Origin of the sequence: Citrobacter sp. JUb117, from assembly GCF_024809055.1 — a bacterium.
Lineage (GTDB): Bacteria > Pseudomonadota > Gammaproteobacteria > Enterobacterales > Enterobacteriaceae > Citrobacter > Citrobacter gillenii.
Genome location: NZ_JANUFB010000013.1, coordinates 36,857 through 55,239 on the forward strand (window position 1 = coordinate 36,857; position 18,383 = coordinate 55,239).

Below are 18,383 nucleotides of genomic sequence, written 5' to 3' on the forward strand. Positions count from 1 at the left end.
CACCAATCTTATTTTTTACAGGGTGCATTTACGCCTATGAAGCCTTCTATCGTTGCCAAACTGGAAGCCCTGCATGAACGCCATGAAGAAGTTCAGGCGCTGCTCGGCGATGCGGGAACCATCGCAGACCAGGATCGCTTTCGTGCGCTGTCGCGCGAATATGCCCAGTTAAGCGATGTTTCTCGCTGTTTCACGGACTGGCAACAGGTTCAGGATGATATCGAAACAGCACAGATGATGCTCGACGATCCTGAAATGCGTGAGATGGCGCAGGATGAACTGCGCGAAGCAAAAGAAAAATGTGAACAGCTGGAACAGCATCTGCAAGTGCTACTGCTGCCGAAAGATCCGGATGACGAACGTAATGCGTTTCTTGAAGTGCGTGCCGGAACCGGCGGCGATGAAGCGGCGCTGTTTGCAGGCGATCTGTTCCGTATGTACAGCCGTTACGCTGAATCTCGCCGCTGGCGCGTGGAGATCATGAGCGCCAACGAAGGTGAACACGGCGGCTATAAAGAAATTATTGCCAAAGTGAGCGGCGATGGCGTGTATGGTCGACTGAAGTTCGAGTCCGGCGGTCATCGCGTACAGCGCGTTCCGGCCACCGAATCTCAGGGACGTATCCATACCTCTGCCTGTACGGTCGCGGTGATGCCTGAGCTGCCGGAAGCGGAACTGCCGGACATCAATCCGGCTGACCTGCGCATTGATACCTTCCGTTCATCGGGGGCCGGTGGTCAGCACGTTAACACCACCGACTCGGCTATTCGTATTACCCACTTACCGACCGGTATTGTGGTTGAATGTCAGGACGAACGTTCACAGCACAAAAACAAAGCTAAAGCGATGTCGGTGCTGGGCTCACGTATTCGTGCCGCCGAAGTGGCGCGACGCCAGCAGGCGGAAGCCTCCGAGCGCCGCAACCTGTTAGGCAGCGGCGATCGCAGCGATCGTAACCGTACCTATAACTTCCCACAGGGTCGCGTAACCGATCACCGCATCAACCTGACGCTCTACCGTCTGGACGAAGCGATGGAAGGGAAACTGGATATGCTCATTGAGCCGATTGTCCAGGAATACCAGGCCGACCAGCTGGCGGCGTTGTCCGAGCAGGATTAATGGATTATCAGCACTGGCTGCGTGAAGCAATAGCCCAATTACAGAACAGCGAAAGCCCGCGCCGCGACGCCGAGATCTTACTCGAGACCGTTACCGGCAAAGGGCGTACCTTTATTCTGGCGTTTGGTGAAACGGTATTAACCGCGGCACAGCAGGAACAGCTGAACGCGCTGGTGGCGCGTCGTCAACGGGGAGAACCGGTGGCGCACTTAACCGGCGTTCGCGAGTTCTGGTCGCTGCCGCTGTTCGTGTCACCGGCGACGCTTATTCCACGTCCGGACACTGAATGCTTAGTCGAGCAGGCGCTGGCACGCCTGCCTGCCTCTGCGTGCCGCATTGTGGATTTGGGGACCGGTACGGGCGCTATTGCGCTGGCGCTGGCTTCCGAGCGCCCGGACTGCGACGTGACGGCGGTTGATCGGATGCCGGACGCCGTGGCGCTGGCGACCCGCAATACGCAGCATCTGGGCATCAACAATGTGCGCGTGCTGCAAAGCGACTGGTTCAGCGCTTTGCATGGGCAGCAGTTCGACATGATCGTCAGTAACCCACCGTACATTGATGAGCAGGACCCGCATCTGGCACAAGGCGATGTACGTTTTGAGCCGCTGACCGCGCTGGTGGCCGGCGATCATGGCCTGGCGGATATCGTGCATATCATCGAACAGTCTAAACACATGTTAACCCCTGGCGGTTATTTGCTACTGGAACACGGCTGGCAGCAGGGGCAGGCGGTGCGTGACGCGTTTACGCGCAGTGGATACCAGGCGGTCGAAACCTGTCGTGATTACGGCGGCAACGAGCGCATTACGCTCGGGCGCCTCGCTGCATGACCACCTTCAGCCTGTTGCTCGGCGTTCATCTTATTAGCATTGCGCTGTCCGTGGGGCTGCTCACGCTGCGTTTTTGGTGGCGTTACACGCAAGCACGCCTTGCGTCAGCGCGCTGGACGCGGATTGCTCCGCCGGTTATTGATACCGTTTTGTTACTCAGCGGCGTGGCGTTGATCGCTAAAACGCACATCCTGCCATTCACCGAACAGGGGACATGGCTGACTGAAAAGCTGTTTGGGGTTATCATTTACATCGTTTTGGGTTTTATTGCGCTCGATTATCGTCGGGCGCGCAGCCAGCAGGCGCGTTTAATCGCCTTTCCGCTGGCGCTGGTGGTGCTGTACATCATCATTAAACTCGCCACCACAAAAATACCGTTACTGGGGTAATCATGAGGTCGTTAGCTGATTTCGAATTTAATAAAGCGCCATTGTGCGATGGGATGATCCTGGCATCGGAGTCTATCCGCCTGGATTTCCCTACGCAATCTGTCTACGACGAACTGGAACGTCTGGCCAGCCTCGCGCATGAAGAAATTAGCCAGCTCCTGTCTCAGGATGAGCAACTGGAAAAATTGCTGGCACTTTTTTACGGCGACTGGGGGTTTACGGATACCCGCGGCGTCTATCGTCTTTCTGATGCACTTTGGCTCGACCAGGTCCTGAAAAATCGTCAGGGCAGCGCGGTGTCGCTTGGCGCCATCTTGTTGTGGCTGGCCAATCGGCTGGATCTGCCGCTGGTGCCGGTGATTTTCCCGACGCAGTTAATTCTGCGCATTGAATCACTGGAAGGCGAAATGTGGTTGATTAACCCGTTCAATGGCGAAACGTTAAATGAGCACACGCTGGAAGTGTGGCTAAAGGGCAATATCAGCCCGGTAGCTGAGCTGTTTAACGAAGATCTCGATGAGGCGGATAACGCGGAAGTGATCCGCAAACTGCTCGACACGCTGAAATCATCGCTGATGGAAGAACGGCAAATGGAGCTGGCACTGCGCGCCAGTGAGGCCTTATTGCAGTTTAATCCTGAAGATCCGTATGAAATACGCGATCGCGGATTGATCTACGCGCAGCTGGAATGTGAACATGTTGCGTTAACCGATTTAAGTTATTTCGTTGAGCAGTGTCCGGAAGACCCGATCAGCGAAATGATCCGTGCGCAGATAAATACTATTTCGCACAAGCATATTGTATTGCATTGATTAATGACACTTTACCTACCGTTTAAGGCGATCCTATGAAACAAAAAGTGGTTAGCATTGGCGACATCAACGTGGCAAATGACCTGCCATTCGTGCTGTTTGGCGGCATGAACGTGCTGGAATCCCGCGATCTGGCGATGCGCATTTGTGAGCACTACGTAACCGTTACTCAGAAACTGGGTATCCCTTACGTGTTCAAAGCCTCCTTTGATAAAGCCAACCGTTCTTCCATCCACTCTTATCGTGGTCCGGGCCTTGAAGAAGGGATGAAAATCTTCCAGGAACTGAAACAAACCTTTGGCGTAAAAGTGATCACCGACGTGCATGAAGCCAGCCAGGCGCAGCCTGTGGCTGACGTTGTGGACGTGATTCAGCTTCCGGCCTTCCTCGCTCGCCAGACCGATCTGGTTGAAGCGATGGCGAAAACCGGTGCCGTTATCAACGTCAAAAAACCGCAGTTCGTAAGCCCAGGTCAAATGGGTAATATCGTGGATAAATTCCATGAAGGTGGCAACGACAAGGTTATTCTGTGCGATCGTGGCGCAAACTTCGGTTACGACAACCTGGTTGTGGATATGCTGGGCTTTGGCGTGATGAAGAAAGTTTCCGGTAACTCACCGGTTATTTTTGACGTTACCCACGCGCTGCAGTGCCGCGACCCGTTCGGTGCTGCAAGCGGCGGTCGTCGTGCGCAGGTGACTGAACTGGCGCGTGCCGGTATGGCGGTGGGTCTGGCGGGTCTGTTCATTGAAGCACATCCGGATCCAGCCAATGCGAAATGTGACGGTCCTTCCGCGCTGCCGCTGGCGAAGCTGGAACAGTTCCTCACCCAGATCAAAGCGGTTGATGATCTGGTGAAAAGCTTCGACGAACTGGATACTGAGAACTAAGTTTGGCTTGTGTGCCCGATGGCGCTTACGCTTATCGGGCCTACGACGCAAAAATCACTGTAGGCCGGATATGACGCTTTGCGTCGCATCCGGCTTTTTTATGAATCAAGCAAAGATCGTCATCAGATAGGCGATAAACAGTGCCAGATGTGCCGCACCGTTAAGCACGTTCGTGCGCCCGGTCGAGAAGGAAATTTGGCACAGTACCAACGAAGAAACCATCACAATCATCTCTGGCGAACCTAAGCCAAACACCAGGTCGTTGCCCGTCGCCCACGCAATCAGCGTTACAACCGGAACTGTCAGCGAAATGGTGGCGAGCACGGAGCCGAAGAACAAATTCATCGCACGCTGTACCTGATTGCTCAGCACCGCTTTCAGCGCACCCAGCCCTTCAGGAGAGAGGATCAGCAATGCGACAAGGAAACCAGTGAACGCAACCGGCGCATTCAGTTCCGTTAACAGCGTCTCCAGTGGGTTGGCGTTCATTTTGGTCACTGCGATAACCGCAATTAAATGGACGATAAGCCAAACCGCATGCCACATATTACTGTGCGCTGACGGTTTACCGTGGTGCGGGTCGTCGTCGTCACCCTCGTCTTCGTGTTCGTAAATAAACAGGCTCTGGTGCGTTTTTGTCTGAATCAGAAGAAATACGCCGTACATTGCGGCAGAAATTAACGCCACCAGTAGCGCCTGCGCAGTGGTGAAATTCGCGCCCGGCAATGCCATCGGGAACACCAGCACAATAATGGCCAGCGGGAACAGGGCGATCAAATACTGTTTAATACCAAACAGATTCATATACTGGGTGGCAAATTTACGCCCGCCTAACAGTAATGAAAAACCGACCAGACCACCGGTGACAATCATAATGATTGAATAGAGCGTATCGCGCATCAGGGTCGGCGCGGCGTCGCCCGTTGCCATTAATGCAGAAATTAAGCTGACTTCAAGAATAACCACCGACAGGCTCAGGATCAGGGAACCATAGGGTTCACCGAGTCGGTGGGCTAATACGTCTGCGTGACGTACAACGCTAAATGCACTGCTTAATATACCCACCAGGGCAAGCGCATTAATGCCGATAACCACTGGTAGTGACTGACTGCTCCCCCATAAGAACAGAACTACCAGCGCCAAAATCGGGAAGACGAGCGAGGTCTCCTTGTGGCGGGTTTTTACCGCCTCATGTGCATGTGTCATTCACTTCTCCATCTCTGCAGGTATTTATAATTATAAATGTATTAAAGAATGTAAAAAATAACAGATATCTCGGTATTTCCGATCTGTTTTTACGTAATTTTACGGCGTGGCCCGTTTTTTGCTTCAAAGTGAATATAATCATTTATCTTGTTTAGAGACGATTTAAATAACAAGGTGTTAGTTTTAATGGTGCACAAATATTGACACTCACAATGAGCAACATGTCGGTACCGATCGCGCCATCAGTACAGGATATAAAGTGCCGTTGAGCCTTTGCTGCCTTGCATGCAGCCAGTGAATTGCCTATTGTCCTGATATTGGTTTCAAAATGAACAGCAAAAAAGCCCGGAAGGCGTCAAAAAGTTGTCGCAGGGACGTTGCAGTGGCGGAGGTGTAAGGTGTTAACGCGTGATTTTTTATTGAATGCCGACTGTAAGACGGCATTTGGTGCTATTGAAGAATCACTACTCTGGTCAGCGGAACAACGGGCAGCCTCACTGGCTGCCACACTCGCTTGCCGACCAGATGATGGACCGGTGTGGATCTTTGGTTATGGATCGTTGATGTGGAACCCGGCCTTAGAGTTTGAGGAGTCGTGTACCGGCACGTTAGTCGGCTGGCACCGGGCATTTTGCCTGCGCCTGACGGCGGGACGAGGCACGGCGTGTCAGCCTGGACGGATGCTGGCCCTGAAAGAAGGGGGCCGCACCACCGGTGTAGCCTACCGCTTACCGGACGCCTCGCTGGAGCAAGAGTTGACGTTGCTGTGGAAGCGCGAAATGATCACCGGCTGCTATCTTCCGACCTGGTGTCAGCTCACGCTTGATGACGGGCGGACGGTCAATGCGTTGGTCTTTATTATGGATCCGCGGCATCCATTGTTTGAGGCAGATACGCGCGCGCAGGTGATCGCGCCGCTTATCGCTACCGCCAGCGGACCATTGGGAACCAATGCGCAGTATCTGTTCTCGCTGGAACAGGAACTGTCCCGGTTAGGTATGCAGGATGATTGCCTGAACGAACTGATCGTCACGGTCAAACGACTGCTGGGCGAGGTGTTACCGGAAGGGGTCATGCGGCCAGGATTTGCCTGAGTCGGCGAACTGCCCGATAAGCGAGAGTGCTTTCGGGCAGCTAACTATCAGGCGGCGATATAACTGATGGAATGTTCCAGCGACTGGCTGTGGCTGTCGATCAGAACATTCCACGTGCCGGTATACGGCACGGTCAACCATGCGTTATCACGATCCTGCACGCTTAAAATGTCGGTCTGCGTGTCTTTGACGTGATTTTTTTCGCTCATCAGATGAATGTGACAGCGCTCAGAACAGCGCACCACCACGGTATCTCCACCAAACAATTTCAAACTTGCCTTCACTAATGCCATTTTTCACCCCATTCTTGAAAACAACGTACTTTCTGTCGAAAGTGCTGCGTGATGTTGTTCACATTTCACTCATGGCATAACACCAAAGGGGGAGGGACAGGATGCTGATTTTGATCAAAAAATGGCATAACGATTAAACAAAAATGACAAAATCCCTGAAAAGTGTTGAAAGGGCGTGCTTACGTTTAGCGAAACCGCGCCCCTGACAGATTAAATCTGGAAATATCCGGCTCTTTCAGTGCGCTTACCTGAAAAGTCGTCTATCAGAAGGTTAACACCTTATCCGCCGCTAGCGTCCACTGGGCTAATTCCACCAATGTCCCGACTTCAACGCCGTCGATTAACGGCAGCGTGGTGATGCCACGACCATCGGTGCAGGTTTTGCACAGTTTCACCGGCACATTTTGTGCGGTCAGGATCTCCAGCATTTGCTGAATATTGTAGCCTTCCGTCGGCTTCTGCCCGCGTATTCCCGCCGTTACCGCGTCCGACATCAAAAAAAGTCGCAGATCGAGGCTGTCATCCTGTTCGCGCAGGGCAATGGCCAGACGCAGACTGTTAAATAACGATTCGCTTCCATAGGCCGCACCGTTCGCGACGATCACTATCTTTTGCATTTTGACTCCTGTTGTCAGGGGGGCATGGATATTGCTAGCTCTTTGGGAAAACCCGTTATCCGTGAGAGCAGAGATGATGACACATGCGCAAGACCCCGGTGCCACGCAATGGTTTCACCACGCACGTCAGCTTGAGAATACCCAGCTTCGCCAGTTGGCGCAGTCAGGCCAACTGGTGACGCGCATTAGCCATCTGGTGCATATGCTACAGTGCGAACGCGGTGCATCCAACATTTGGTTGTGCTCCCGTGGGTCACTTTACGGTCCGGAGGTCCGTGCCAGCCGCGCACTGGTGGATGAGGAATGTCGACAACTGCACGCGCTGTTTACGCAGCTTATGCCGCAGGCCAGCAGCACGCTATGCCATCGCATTGCCGGTACCGTCTGGTGCCTGGCGCAGTTGCCCGCATTGCGTGAAGCGGTCAGCGGGCAGGCGTTAGATGCGCAACAGGCCATGGCGCAGTACAACCGTGCGCTGCGGCATGTGCTCGGTATTGTCCCGCAACTTAATGACAGTATTGATGACCCCTACGTTGCCCGCGGGATGGTGGCCCTGTACAGCTTTATGCAGGGCAAAGAGCTGGTGGGGCAAGAGCGGGCATTGGGCGCGATTGGCTTTACGCTTGGCGAATTTGAGCCGCCTATGCGCCAGGCGCTGGTGGATCGGATCGACGGACAGCAGCCGTGCTTTGAAGCCTTTAGCTCACTGGCCTCACCGGCGCTGGTGCAGCATTTTCGCCAGCAGTGTGAAGCCTCTGGCACGATTGAACAGTTGCGTCGACAGGTTTGCACGCGACACCCGCAGGCCGATAACGGCGAAAGCACGCTGCGCTGGTTTACGTTGCAGACCCAGCGGCTGGAACGTTTACGCGACGTGGAGGAGAGGCTGATCGGCGAGCTGATGCAGGCCGTTGAGCGGCGTCTGGCGGAAGACGCCAACGCGCTGCCGCTCGATAACTGGCTTGATGATAGCGCCGATGACAACCTCTGCCTGCGTCGCGACAAACAGCTTCTGCTGCTGGTTCGCCAGCAGGCACGCCAGCTCGAGCAGATGAGCGGCCAACTGGCGTCGCTACAGGATACGTTAGAAGAGCGGAAGGTGATTGATAAGGCGAAAAGTGTACTGATGAATCATCACAATATGAGTGAGGAACAGGCCTGGCAACGGCTGCGCAAAATGGCGATGGATAAAAATCAGCGGATGGTGGATATCGCCCGTGCGCTGTTGACCGTGAAATCACTCATTCAGGGATAGCGGCTGCACAACAGACGAGCAGCCTCTGCCATATTCGGGTGCAAAATAACGTCACCGGGAGGTAAAAGCCGCTCAGCGCGCCAGCGAAATTCTGGCATCCGAATTGCATTCATCTCTACAGACAGTTTAGCAACAGACCAACGGCGGTTTGTCTGCTTTGAGGATAAAGGCGTCCTGCAATGCTTCGGCATTGCCGGGCGCTTTTTTTTTGTTATGGGGAGCATGTATGGATGACAGAACAGTTTTGCTAACGCGGCGGCGATTCCTGCAGGCCAGCGCCGCCATCGGGGGGGCATCCCTGATTTCCGGCCTGATGCCATCGGTGTGGGCTGCAGGGTCTGACGCGCCAGAAATGACCACGGTCAGAGTGGGCTTCATTCCCCTCACTGACTGCGCGCCGTTGGTGATTGCCGCGTTGAAAGGCTTTGATAAAAAGTACGGCATTACGCTGGTGCCCAGCAAAGAGGCCAGTTGGGCGGCGGTACGTGACAAACTGGTTTCCGGCGAACTGGACGCCGCCCACGTTCTGTATGGACTCTTGTACGGGCTGGAGTTGGGCATCGCCAGCAAACCGCAGGCGATGGCAAATCTGATGACGCTGAACCAAAACGGCCAGGCCATCACGCTGTCTGCTGCGCTGCAGGAGCAGGGGATCGCCGACGCGCCGTCGCTGAAAAAGCTGATTGCCGGGCAGGCGCCAGGAACCTACACCTTCGCGCATACCTTTCCTACCGGCACGCACGCCATGTGGCTCTATTACTGGCTGGCCAGCGCCGACATCAATCCGTTTACCGATATCCGTACCGTGGTGGTGCCGCCGCCGCAAATGGTGATGAACATGCGCATCGGCAATATGAGCGGTTTCTGCGTCGGCGAGCCGTGGAATGCGCGGGCCATTAATGACCGCATCGGATTTACCGCCGCTACCTCGCAGGCAATCTGGCCCGATCATCCGGAAAAAGTGCTCGGCACGCGCCGGGAATGGGTGGAGAAGCATCCACACACCGCCCGGGCGCTGGTAAGCGCCGTACTTGAGGCGTCGCGCTGGATTGACGCCAGCGAGGCCAACAAACGTGAAACGGCGCAAATCCTTGCCGGACGCGCCTGGCTCAATACCAAAGCACAGTACCTGACCGGACGCATGCTGGGCGAATACGACAACGGTGCTGGTCATCGCTGGCAGGACGCGCACCCGATCCAATTCTTTCGTGACGGAGAAGTCAGCTTCCCGTGGCACTCGGACGGCATGTGGTTCCTGACGCAGTTCCGCCGCTGGGGGCTGCTTAAGCAGGCACCGGACTATGCGGATATTGCGGCCAGGGTCAACCGTATTGATATCTGGCGCGACGCGGCGACGGCCGTAGGCGGCATAACCCTGCCAGCGCAGCTACTGCGTACCAGCACGCTGATGGACGGTACCGTGTGGGACGGTCGCGACCCGGAAGCGTATGCCAACCGCTTTACCCTCCACCGTAAAGGAGCCTGAGATGAAACAAAACACGCAACTAAAAACCCCTGAACCGGCTGTGGGTGAGGTGATCACGCTGGCCGCCGTGACGGTGAGAAAACGCAAAACGCCGGCCTATTTGTGGCTGCACGCGTGGGTCAGACGAGCCGTGCCCGCGCTGCTGGGGATGGGCCTGCTGGTGGTGTGCTGGCAACTGGCGGCGATCAACAGCCAGGGATTTCCGACGCCGCTCAGCACGCTGGACTCGGCGCTAACGCTGTTTGCTGACCCGTTCTATAACAATGGGCCGAACGATATGGGCATCGGCTGGAACGTGCTGGCGTCATTGCAGCGGGTGGCCATTGGTTTTGGCCTCGCGGCGCTAGTCGGCATCCCGCTCGGATTTCTGATTGGCCGATTTACCTTCGCCTCACACATGTTTTCACCGCTGGTCGCGCTGCTGCGCCCGGTCAGCCCGTTGGCCTGGCTGCCCATTGGGTTGCTGCTGTTTCAAAAGGCGGAACCGGCCTCCAGCTGGACTATTTTTATCTGCTCCATCTGGCCGATGGTGATCAACACCGCCGAAGGGGTGCGCAGAATTCCTGACGATTATCTCAACGTCGCCCGTGTGCTCCAACTCTCCGAGTGGACGGTGATGCGCCGCATTCTTTTTCCCGCGGTACTGCCTGCGATCCTCACCGGCATGCGCCTGTCTATCGGTATTGCCTGGCTGGTGATTGTGGCCGCCGAAATGCTCACCGGTGGACTGGGCATTGGCTTTTGGATCTGGAATGAGTGGAACAACCTCAACGTCGAAAACATTCTTATCGCCATTGTCATTATTGGCGTCGTGGGCCTGCTGCTTGAGCAGGGGCTGATGCGGGTCGCCCGTCGTTTTAGCTGGCAGGAAAAATAAGGAGACAGCATGAAACCCATTATTCAGGTACAGGCAGTGAGCCAACGTTTTTCCACCGCCAGCGGCGAGTTTCTGGCGCTGCAAAACGTCTCGTTTGATATCCATGAAGGGGAAACGGTCAGCCTGATTGGTCATTCCGGCTGCGGGAAATCGACGTTGCTGAATCTGATCGCGGGCATCACGTTACCCACTGAAGGCGGCCTGCTTTGCGATAACCGCGAAATTGCCGGGCCGGGGCCGGAGCGGGCGGTTGTATTCCAGAACCATTCATTGCTGCCGTGGCTGAGTTGCTTTGACAACGTGGCGCTGGCGGTCGATCAGGTCTTTCGCCGCACCATGAACAAGGCCGAGCGGCGCGAGTGGATTGCGCACAATCTTGAACGGGTGCAGATGGGCCACGCGATGCACAAACATCCAGGCGAGGTTTCCGGCGGCATGAAGCAGCGAGTGGGTATTGCCCGTGCGCTGGCCATGAAACCCAAAGTGCTGCTGATGGATGAACCGTTTGGCGCGCTGGATGCACTCACCAGAGCACATTTGCAGGACACGGTGATGCAGATCCAGCAATCGCTGAACACCACCATTGTGCTGATTACCCATGACGTCGATGAGGCGGTGCTGCTCTCTGATCGGGTGATGATGATGACCAATGGCCCGGCGGCCACGGTGGGCGAGATTCTGGCGGTAAATCTGCCGCGCCCGCGTAACCGCGTCCAGTTGGCGGATGACAGCCGTTATCACCACCTGCGGCAACGCATCCTCCACTTCCTGTATGAGAAACAGCCGAAGGCGGCGTAAGGGGGCGATATGACGCAACGACTGGTCATTGTGGGGCACGGCATGGCGGCGACGCGCCTGACCGAGGCGCTGCTGGCGTACAAGTGCAGCGACATCGCGATCACGCTTATCGGTGAGGAACCGCAGCTGGCCTATAACCGCATCCAGCTATCACCGGTGCTGGGTGGGGAGAAGACGTTTGCCCACACGCTACTTCATCCGCGCCAGTGGTATACCGACCACGGCGTCACGGTGCTGAGCGGGGAACGCGTGCTGGCCGTTGATGCGACTCGCCGCCGGCTGACGACCTGCACGCGCATCCTTGAGTGGGATGAGCTGGTTTTTGCCACCGGCTCGGTGCCGTTTATTCCGCCAATTCCTGGCGGTGAACAGGCGCATGTGCACGCGTTTCGCACGATGGCGGATGTGGAGGCCATCTTGCAACAACCAGGTCCGGTGGTGGTGCTTGGCGGCGGCGTACTCGGCGTGGAGGCAGCGGCAGCGCTACGGCTAAACTGTGACAACGTCACGTTAATTCATCGCGCCGAACGTCTGATGGAGCACCAGCTGGATCGGCAGGCCAGCGATCTGTTGCTGGCCCAGCTGACAGCGCGCGGTATTCGCTGCGTACTCAATTCCGGGATTACGTGCATTGAAGGAGATCGCGTCACATTGCTGGATGGTGAGCAGTTGGCCGCGCAGCGGGTGGTGATGGCGACCGGCGTCAAACCGAATATCCACCTGGCGCAGGAGAGCGGTGTGAGCTGCCAACGGGGGATCGTGGTGGACGCACAACTGCGTACCACCGTCGCAGGCATCAGCGCGGTGGGCGAGTGTTGTGAAATTAACGGCCAGACCTGGGGGCTGGTGGCACCGTGCCTGCAGCAGGCCGAGGTGCTGGCTGCACGCCTGGCAGGCCAGAACGGCGAGGGATTTCGTTGGCATGATCGCGGCACGCGCCTGAAGGTGACGGGAATCGAACTGTTCAGCGCTGGGGTAACGGACGCCGAACCCACGGATACCGCGTTGAGTAGCTGGGATCCGCTCAGCGGACACTACCGCCGTCTGCTGATTCGCGACGGAAAACTCCATGGCGTGCTGTTAATGGGCAATTGCCGCAGCGCTGCGCCGCTCACCGACTTGCTGGATGCACACGCGCCGGCAAATTCCGCCTGGCTATTTGACCGCTTTGATACGCAGCCACCGGCTGCAGGACTGATGACGATGACAAAACCGACGCTGGCTGTTGTGGGACACGGTATGGTTGGCCACCATTTTCTCGAGCAATGCGTAAGCCGCAACCTGCATATGCAGTATCACATCGTGGTGTTCGGCGAAGAACGTTATGCCGCCTATGATCGGGTACATCTTTCCGAGTATTTCGCCGGGCGCAGCGCGCAGTCGCTGTCACTGGTGGACGAGGACTTCTTTGCGCGTCACGGTATCGAGCTGCGTCTTGCGCAGTGTGTGACGCAAATCGACCGTGAAGCTCGGGTTATCCGTACCGCCAGCGGCCATGAAACCCACTGGGATGCGCTGGTGCTGGCCACCGGATCGTACCCGTTTGTGCCGCCGGTAAAAGGCGGTGATTCCGCGGATTGTTTTGTTTACCGTACGCTCGACGATCTCGATGCCATTGCGGAAAAAGCGAAAAATGCCCGGCGTGGGGTGGTGATTGGCGGTGGGCTGCTTGGGCTGGAGGCGGCCAATGCGCTGCGCCAGCTTGGGCTGGAAACCCATGTCGTTGAATTCGCCGCGAACCTGATGGCGGTGCAACTGGATAATGCCGGCGCCGCTATGCTGCGCGAAAAAATTGAGGCGCTGGGGGTGGGGGTGCATACCGCAAAATCCACCCGCGAAATTGAGCGTACGCCAGACGGCCTGGTGCTGCATTTTGCCGACGGAGAGCGGCTGGACACCGATCTGGTGGTGTTTTCCGCCGGTATCCGCCCGCAGGATACGCTGGCTCGCAGCAGTGGCTTACACCTCGGCGATCGCGGTGGAATAAGCATTGATAGCCACTGCCGCACGTCAGATGATGCCATTTACGCCATTGGCGAGTGCGCGCTGTGGGAAGGGCGGATATTTGGACTGGTGGCGCCGGGCTATCAGATGGCGCGCGTTGCCGCCGCGCGGCTGGCCGGGGAAGAGGCCAGTTTTGGCGGGGCGGACATGAGCACTAAGCTCAAGCTGCTCGGCGTTGATGTGGCGTCATTTGGTGATGCGCAGGCGCGCACGCCGGGGGCGCAAAGCTATCAGTGGACCCACGGCCCGCAGCAAATCTACAAGAAAATCGTCGTCAGCGCCGACGGCAAAACGCTGCTGGGCGGCGTGTTGGTGGGCGATGCCAGTGACTATACCACGCTACTACAAATGATGTTGAACGGACTGGTGCTGCCCGCGCAGCCGGAATTGCTGATCCTGCCTGCCGTGGCGGGTAGCGCACCGAAAGTGCTTGGGGTGGCGGCACTCCCTGACACCGCACAGATTTGTTCTTGTCATAACGTCAGCAAGGCCGATATCTGCCGGGCGGTCAGCGCTGGGGCGACGGATATCGGTGCAATAAAACAGTGTACCAAAGCGGCAACCGGCTGTGGCGGGTGCAGCGCACTGGTCAAACAGGTGATGGATCATCAGCTGGCTGCGCAGGGTGTGGAGGTCAAAAAGGATATCTGTGAACACTTTCCCTGGTCGCGTCAGGAAATCTATCATCTGGTGCGGGTGAATCATATTCACACTTTCGAACAGTTGATTGCCCGCTATGGACACGGGCACGGCTGTGAAATTTGTAAACCGCTGGTGGGGTCGGTGCTGGCCTCCTGCTGGAATGAGTATCTGCTTAAACCTGCGCATCTGCCGTTGCAGGACACGAACGATCGCTATTTTGCCAACATTCAAAAAGACGGATCGTATTCGGTGGTCCCGCGCATGCCGGCGGGGGAAGTGACGCCGGATGGCCTGATTGCCCTTGGTCAGATTGCTAAACGCTACCAGTTGTACAGCAAAATTACCGGCGGGCAGCGGGTTGATCTCTTCGGTGCGCGGCTTGAACAGTTGCCCGATATCTGGCGCGAGCTGGTCGAGGCGGGGTTCGAGACCGGGCATGCTTACGGGAAGTCGCTGCGTACGGTGAAGTCCTGTGTCGGCTCAACCTGGTGTCGCTACGGTGTTCAAGACTCAACCGGACTGGCGGTCACGCTGGAGAATCGCTACAAGGGCCTGCGCGCACCGCACAAAATCAAAATGGCGGTTTCCGGCTGTACCCGCGAGTGTGCCGAAGCCCAAGGGAAAGATGTCGGCGTCATTGCCACGGATAAAGGCTGGAACCTGTATTTGTGCGGCAACGGCGGCATGAAGCCGCGCCATGCCGATCTGTTTGCCAGCGATCTGGATGATGCCACGCTGATTCAGACCATCGATCGTTTCCTGATGTTCTACATCCGCACCGCGGACCGCCTGCAGCGTACCAGTACCTGGATGGACAATCTCGAGGGCGGTATTGATTACCTGCGCGAGGTGATCATGGACGATAGCTTAGGTATTGCCAGCGAGTTGGAACAAGAGATGGCGCGGGTAGTGGAAAGCTACCAGTGCGAGTGGCAAACCACGCTCAGCAGTCCGCAACGTCTGGCGCTGTTTCGCTCTTACGTCAACAGCGATGCCCCGGATGACGCCATCGCGCGTCAAGCCTTACGCGGCCAGCCGCAGTTGGCCCCTCCTGTACGCCATGCTCGTGAGACATTACCGGTGAAACCCTGGCAGGCGATCTGCCCGCTTGAGGCGATCCCGGAACAGGCAGGGATTGGTGCCCTACTGGGTGACCTGCAAATCGCACTCTTCCGTTTTGGTCAGTCGATTTATGCGCTGGATAATCGTGAACCCGGCAGTGACGCTCAGGTACTTTCGCGCGGCATTTTGGGGGATGTGGCCGGTGAGCCTGTTGTGATTTCGCCGCTGTATAAACAGCGCATTCGCCTGCGTGATGGTCGCCAGTATGACAGCGGCGAGCAGGCGGTACGCGCCTGGCCGGTGAAAGTGGTGGATGGAAAAGTGTGGGTGGGCAATCAGGCATTGATTCTGCGCGCGGAGGCCTCATGAGTGAGATACGTACCACATGTCCCTACTGCGGCGTCGGCTGTGGGGTGATCGCCCAGGTGAGCGAAAAAGGCGTTAACGTCCGGGGCGATCCTGACCATCCGGCAAACTTTGGTCGCCTGTGCGTCAAAGGCGCGGCGCTGGCGGAAACCACCGGGCTGAGCGGCAGATTGTTACAGCCGACGGTTGACGGGGCGAAGGTCAGTTGGTCGCAGGCGCTGGAAACCGCAGGCACGCGTCTGCGCAGCATTATCGCCCAGCACGGCCCGCAGGCGGTGGCCTTTTACGCTTCCGGTCAGCTACTGACGGAAGATTACTACGCGGCCAACAAGCTGATGAAAGGTTTTATCGGTGCGGCCAATATCGATACCAACTCGCGGCTTTGCATGTCGTCGGCGGTGACCGGCTATAAGCGGGCGCTGGGTGCCGACGTGGTGCCCTGCAGCTATGAAGATATCGAGTGTAGCGATCTGGTGGTGCTGGTGGGATCGAATGCCGCGTGGACGCATCCAGTGCTGTACCAACGGCTGGTGCAGGCACGACAAACTAATCCATTGTTGAAGGTGGTGGTTATCGATCCCCGACGTACTGCCACCTGTGATATTGCGGATCTGCATCTGCCGCTGCTGCCTGGCAGCGACGGTGGGCTGTTTGTGGGTTTGCTCAACAGAATTGCCACCGACGGTGCAGCGCTGGGGGATTTTGACGGGGCAACGGAAACGTTGGCTATCGCGCGTGACTGGGACGTGGCGCGGGTGGCGGAGTTTTGTGGGCTGGAGGTGGCGGAAGTCACCGCGTTTTATGACGCGTTTATGTATGCGCCAAAGGCCGTCACGCTGTACACCATGGGCATTAACCAGTCCGCCAGCGGCAGCGATAAATGCAATGCGATCATCAACGTCCACTTGGCCAGCGGTAAATACGCCCGCGCCGGGTGCGGGCCATTTTCGCTGACCGGACAGCCAAACGCGATGGGCGGTCGCGAGGTAGGCGGGCTGGCGACGCAGTTGGCAGCACAGATGAGTTTTGACCCGCAGGACCTGTCGCGCGTGGCCCGCTTCTGGGGCGCTGAGCGGCTGGCACAAACGCCGGGGTTGATGGCGGTCGAGCTGTTCGAGGCTATTGGCAACGGCGAGATTAAAGCGGTGTGGATCATGGGGACTAACCCGGCGGTATCGTTACCGGACAGCCATGCTGTGTGTCAGGCGCTGGCGGCCTGCCCGCTGGTCATTGTCTCCGAGGTGGTGGCCGACACCGATACCAGTCGCTATGCCCACATTCGCTTTCCGGCGCAGGCCTGGGGAGAGAAGAATGGTACGGTGACCAATTCAGAGCGGCGCATTTCTCGCCAGCGCGCCTTTTTGTACTCTCCCGGTGAGGCGCGTGCAGACTGGTGGATTATCGCCCAGATGGCTAAACAGTTGGGGTATGCCGGGGCGTTTAGCTGGCAAAACGCGTGGGAGGTCTTCTGTGAACATGCGGCGCTTTCCGGTTTTGAAAATAATGGGGAACGCGCCTTTGATATTGGTGCCCTGGCCGAAATGACGTACGCGCAGTGGGAAGACATGACCCCGGTTCGCTGGCCGGTCAGTCGATGTCTAGCGCCGCTAAACCTCTGGCAGGGCTGGCACGCGAACCAGCGTTTGCGGCTGGTGCCGGTCACGCCGCAGGGGATGACAACCGCCTGTGATGCGCTCTATCCGCTGGTGTTAAACAGCGGGCGTATCCGTGACCAGTGGCACACCATGACCCGCACCGGCACCGTTTCGCGCCTGATGCAGCACATCAGCGAACCGCTGGTCGAGGTGTCAACCGAGGACGCCGTACGATTTCAGCTGACCGGGCGAGCGCTGTGTCGTATCAGTTCCCCGCGCGGGCTGATGGTGGGCAGGGTGGCAATCCAGCCAGGTCAGCGGGCGGGCAGCGCGTTTACCTCGATGCACTGGAACAACAGCTTTGCCCGTCAGGGCCGGGTAAACGCGCTGGTCGCGCCGGTGTGCGATCCCCATTCCGGACAGCCAGAAAGTAAACAGACGGCGGTGCGTATCATGCCCTGGCAGCCGCAATGGCAGGGGGAGATGTTTAGCCGCCATCAATTAACACTGCCCGGTTTTGTCCATTGGTGGCGCAAAGCGGCGGACACGGTTTTTCGCTATACCCTGGCGGGTGACAGGGAATTCGCCAGCTGGCTATGCCAGTACTGCACGGCACAAGGCTGGCAAATCCAGCAGGCGCACTGGGGCCAGGGGCTGAATATCCTGGCCTGGCGGGAGGGGCAACTGATGCTGGGATTCTGGTCGGCGGCGACGCAGCCTGAGATTGACACCGTCACTATTCTCGCCGCGTTTGTGCGAGCGCCAGACAATGCTGAAATACGCCATGCGCTGCTGAGCGGCAAACCCGCAGGTATAGCGCCTGACGAGGGGGCGATAGTGTGCAGCTGTTTCAGCGTAGGTGAAACGGCGATCGTCCGGGCGATCACCGACGGTTGCCATTCGGTTCAGACGTTGGGACAACAGCTGCGCTGCGGCAGCAACTGTGGGTCGTGCATCCCGGAGTTGCGTGCCTTACTGAAACAAACGGTAACGCTTAAAGAGTAAGGATATTCCTGAAAATTTGAGAAAAGGCTGCAAATTGCTG

General features: G+C 57.2%; 15 protein-coding genes. 12 read left to right on the forward strand and 3 right to left on the reverse strand.

The window, feature by feature from the left end; translation table 11 throughout:
* Positions 1–36 precede the first annotated feature (36 nt).
* From prfA to kdsA, 5 genes are read left to right on the forward strand one after another with little or no spacing between them, the layout of a single operon-like run.
* Positions 37–1,119, forward strand: a complete 1,083-nt coding sequence (prfA, locus tag M2374_RS21260) for a peptide chain release factor 1 (protein WP_115258288.1) — start codon at positions 37–39, stop codon at positions 1,117–1,119.
* On the forward strand, positions 1,119–1,952 hold the full coding sequence (gene prmC, locus M2374_RS21265) for a peptide chain release factor N(5)-glutamine methyltransferase (protein WP_181689032.1): 834 nt from the start codon (positions 1,119–1,121) through the stop codon (positions 1,950–1,952). Before prfA ends, prmC begins: the two co-directional genes overlap by 1 nt.
* Positions 1,949–2,341, forward strand: a complete 393-nt coding sequence (gene sirB2, locus M2374_RS21270; protein ID WP_096756768.1) for an invasion regulator SirB2 — start codon at positions 1,949–1,951, stop codon at positions 2,339–2,341. The genes prmC and sirB2 overlap by 4 nt, the downstream gene beginning before the upstream one ends.
* A gap of 2 nt (positions 2,342–2,343) precedes the next feature.
* Positions 2,344–3,153 carry an invasion regulator SirB1 gene (sirB1, locus tag M2374_RS21275; protein WP_096756769.1) on the forward strand — a complete coding sequence of 270 codons (810 nt, stop codon included), beginning with the start codon at positions 2,344–2,346 and terminating at the stop codon, positions 3,151–3,153.
* Between the two features lie 35 nt (positions 3,154–3,188).
* Positions 3,189–4,043 carry a 3-deoxy-8-phosphooctulonate synthase gene (gene kdsA / locus M2374_RS21280; RefSeq protein ID WP_096756770.1) on the forward strand — a complete coding sequence of 285 codons (855 nt, stop codon included), beginning with the start codon at positions 3,189–3,191 and terminating at the stop codon, positions 4,041–4,043.
* 105 nt (positions 4,044–4,148) lie between these two features.
* Here the strand turns inward: kdsA and chaA are convergent, their stop codons facing one another.
* Positions 4,149–5,249, reverse strand: a complete 1,101-nt coding sequence (gene chaA, locus M2374_RS21285) for a sodium-potassium/proton antiporter ChaA (RefSeq protein WP_115258290.1) — start codon at positions 5,247–5,249, stop codon at positions 4,149–4,151.
* 398 nt (positions 5,250–5,647) lie between these two features.
* Here chaA and M2374_RS21290 point away from each other — a divergent pair, with 398 nt between their 5' ends.
* Positions 5,648–6,343, forward strand: coding sequence for a gamma-glutamylcyclotransferase (locus M2374_RS21290; RefSeq protein WP_137361821.1), 696 nt, complete (start codon positions 5,648–5,650; stop codon positions 6,341–6,343).
* A 47-nt stretch (positions 6,344–6,390) separates the two neighbouring features.
* Here the strand turns inward: M2374_RS21290 and M2374_RS21295 are convergent, their stop codons facing one another.
* Positions 6,391–6,636: a DUF1883 domain-containing protein gene (locus M2374_RS21295; RefSeq protein ID WP_096756773.1), complete on the reverse strand. Its 246-nt coding sequence runs from the start codon at positions 6,634–6,636 to the stop codon at positions 6,391–6,393.
* 263 nt (positions 6,637–6,899) lie between these two features.
* Positions 6,900–7,253, reverse strand: coding sequence for a DsrE/DsrF/TusD sulfur relay family protein (locus M2374_RS21300; RefSeq protein ID WP_096756774.1), 354 nt, complete (start codon positions 7,251–7,253; stop codon positions 6,900–6,902).
* Between the two features lie 73 nt (positions 7,254–7,326).
* On the opposite strand from M2374_RS21300, the gene nasR reads away from it, so the two are divergent.
* The 6 genes from nasR (at position 7,327) to M2374_RS21330 (ending at position 18,343) form a co-directional block, all read left to right on the forward strand.
* Positions 7,327–8,508 carry a nitrate regulatory protein NasR gene (nasR, locus tag M2374_RS21305; protein ID WP_117342907.1) on the forward strand — a complete coding sequence of 394 codons (1,182 nt, stop codon included), beginning with the start codon at positions 7,327–7,329 and terminating at the stop codon, positions 8,506–8,508.
* A gap of 226 nt (positions 8,509–8,734) precedes the next feature.
* Complete coding sequence (locus tag M2374_RS21310; RefSeq protein ID WP_181689033.1) at positions 8,735–9,994, forward strand: CmpA/NrtA family ABC transporter substrate-binding protein; 1,260 nt, start codon at positions 8,735–8,737, stop codon at positions 9,992–9,994.
* Position 9,995: 1 nt separating this feature from the next.
* Complete coding sequence (gene ntrB, locus M2374_RS21315) at positions 9,996–10,871, forward strand: nitrate ABC transporter permease (protein ID WP_117342905.1); 876 nt, start codon at positions 9,996–9,998, stop codon at positions 10,869–10,871.
* Positions 10,872–10,880: 9 nt separating this feature from the next.
* The gene (locus M2374_RS21320) at positions 10,881–11,669 is read left to right on the forward strand and encodes an ABC transporter ATP-binding protein (RefSeq protein WP_115258295.1); all 789 of its coding nucleotides are present in this window, start codon (positions 10,881–10,883) and stop codon (positions 11,667–11,669) included.
* 9 nt (positions 11,670–11,678) lie between these two features.
* Positions 11,679–15,746, forward strand: a complete 4,068-nt coding sequence (gene nirB, locus M2374_RS21325; RefSeq protein WP_181689034.1) for a nitrite reductase large subunit NirB — start codon at positions 11,679–11,681, stop codon at positions 15,744–15,746.
* Entirely contained in the window at positions 15,743–18,343 is a 2,601-nt protein-coding gene (locus M2374_RS21330; protein ID WP_181689035.1) for a nitrate reductase, read from the forward strand. Before nirB ends, M2374_RS21330 begins: the two co-directional genes overlap by 4 nt.
* Positions 18,344–18,383 lie beyond the last annotated feature (40 nt).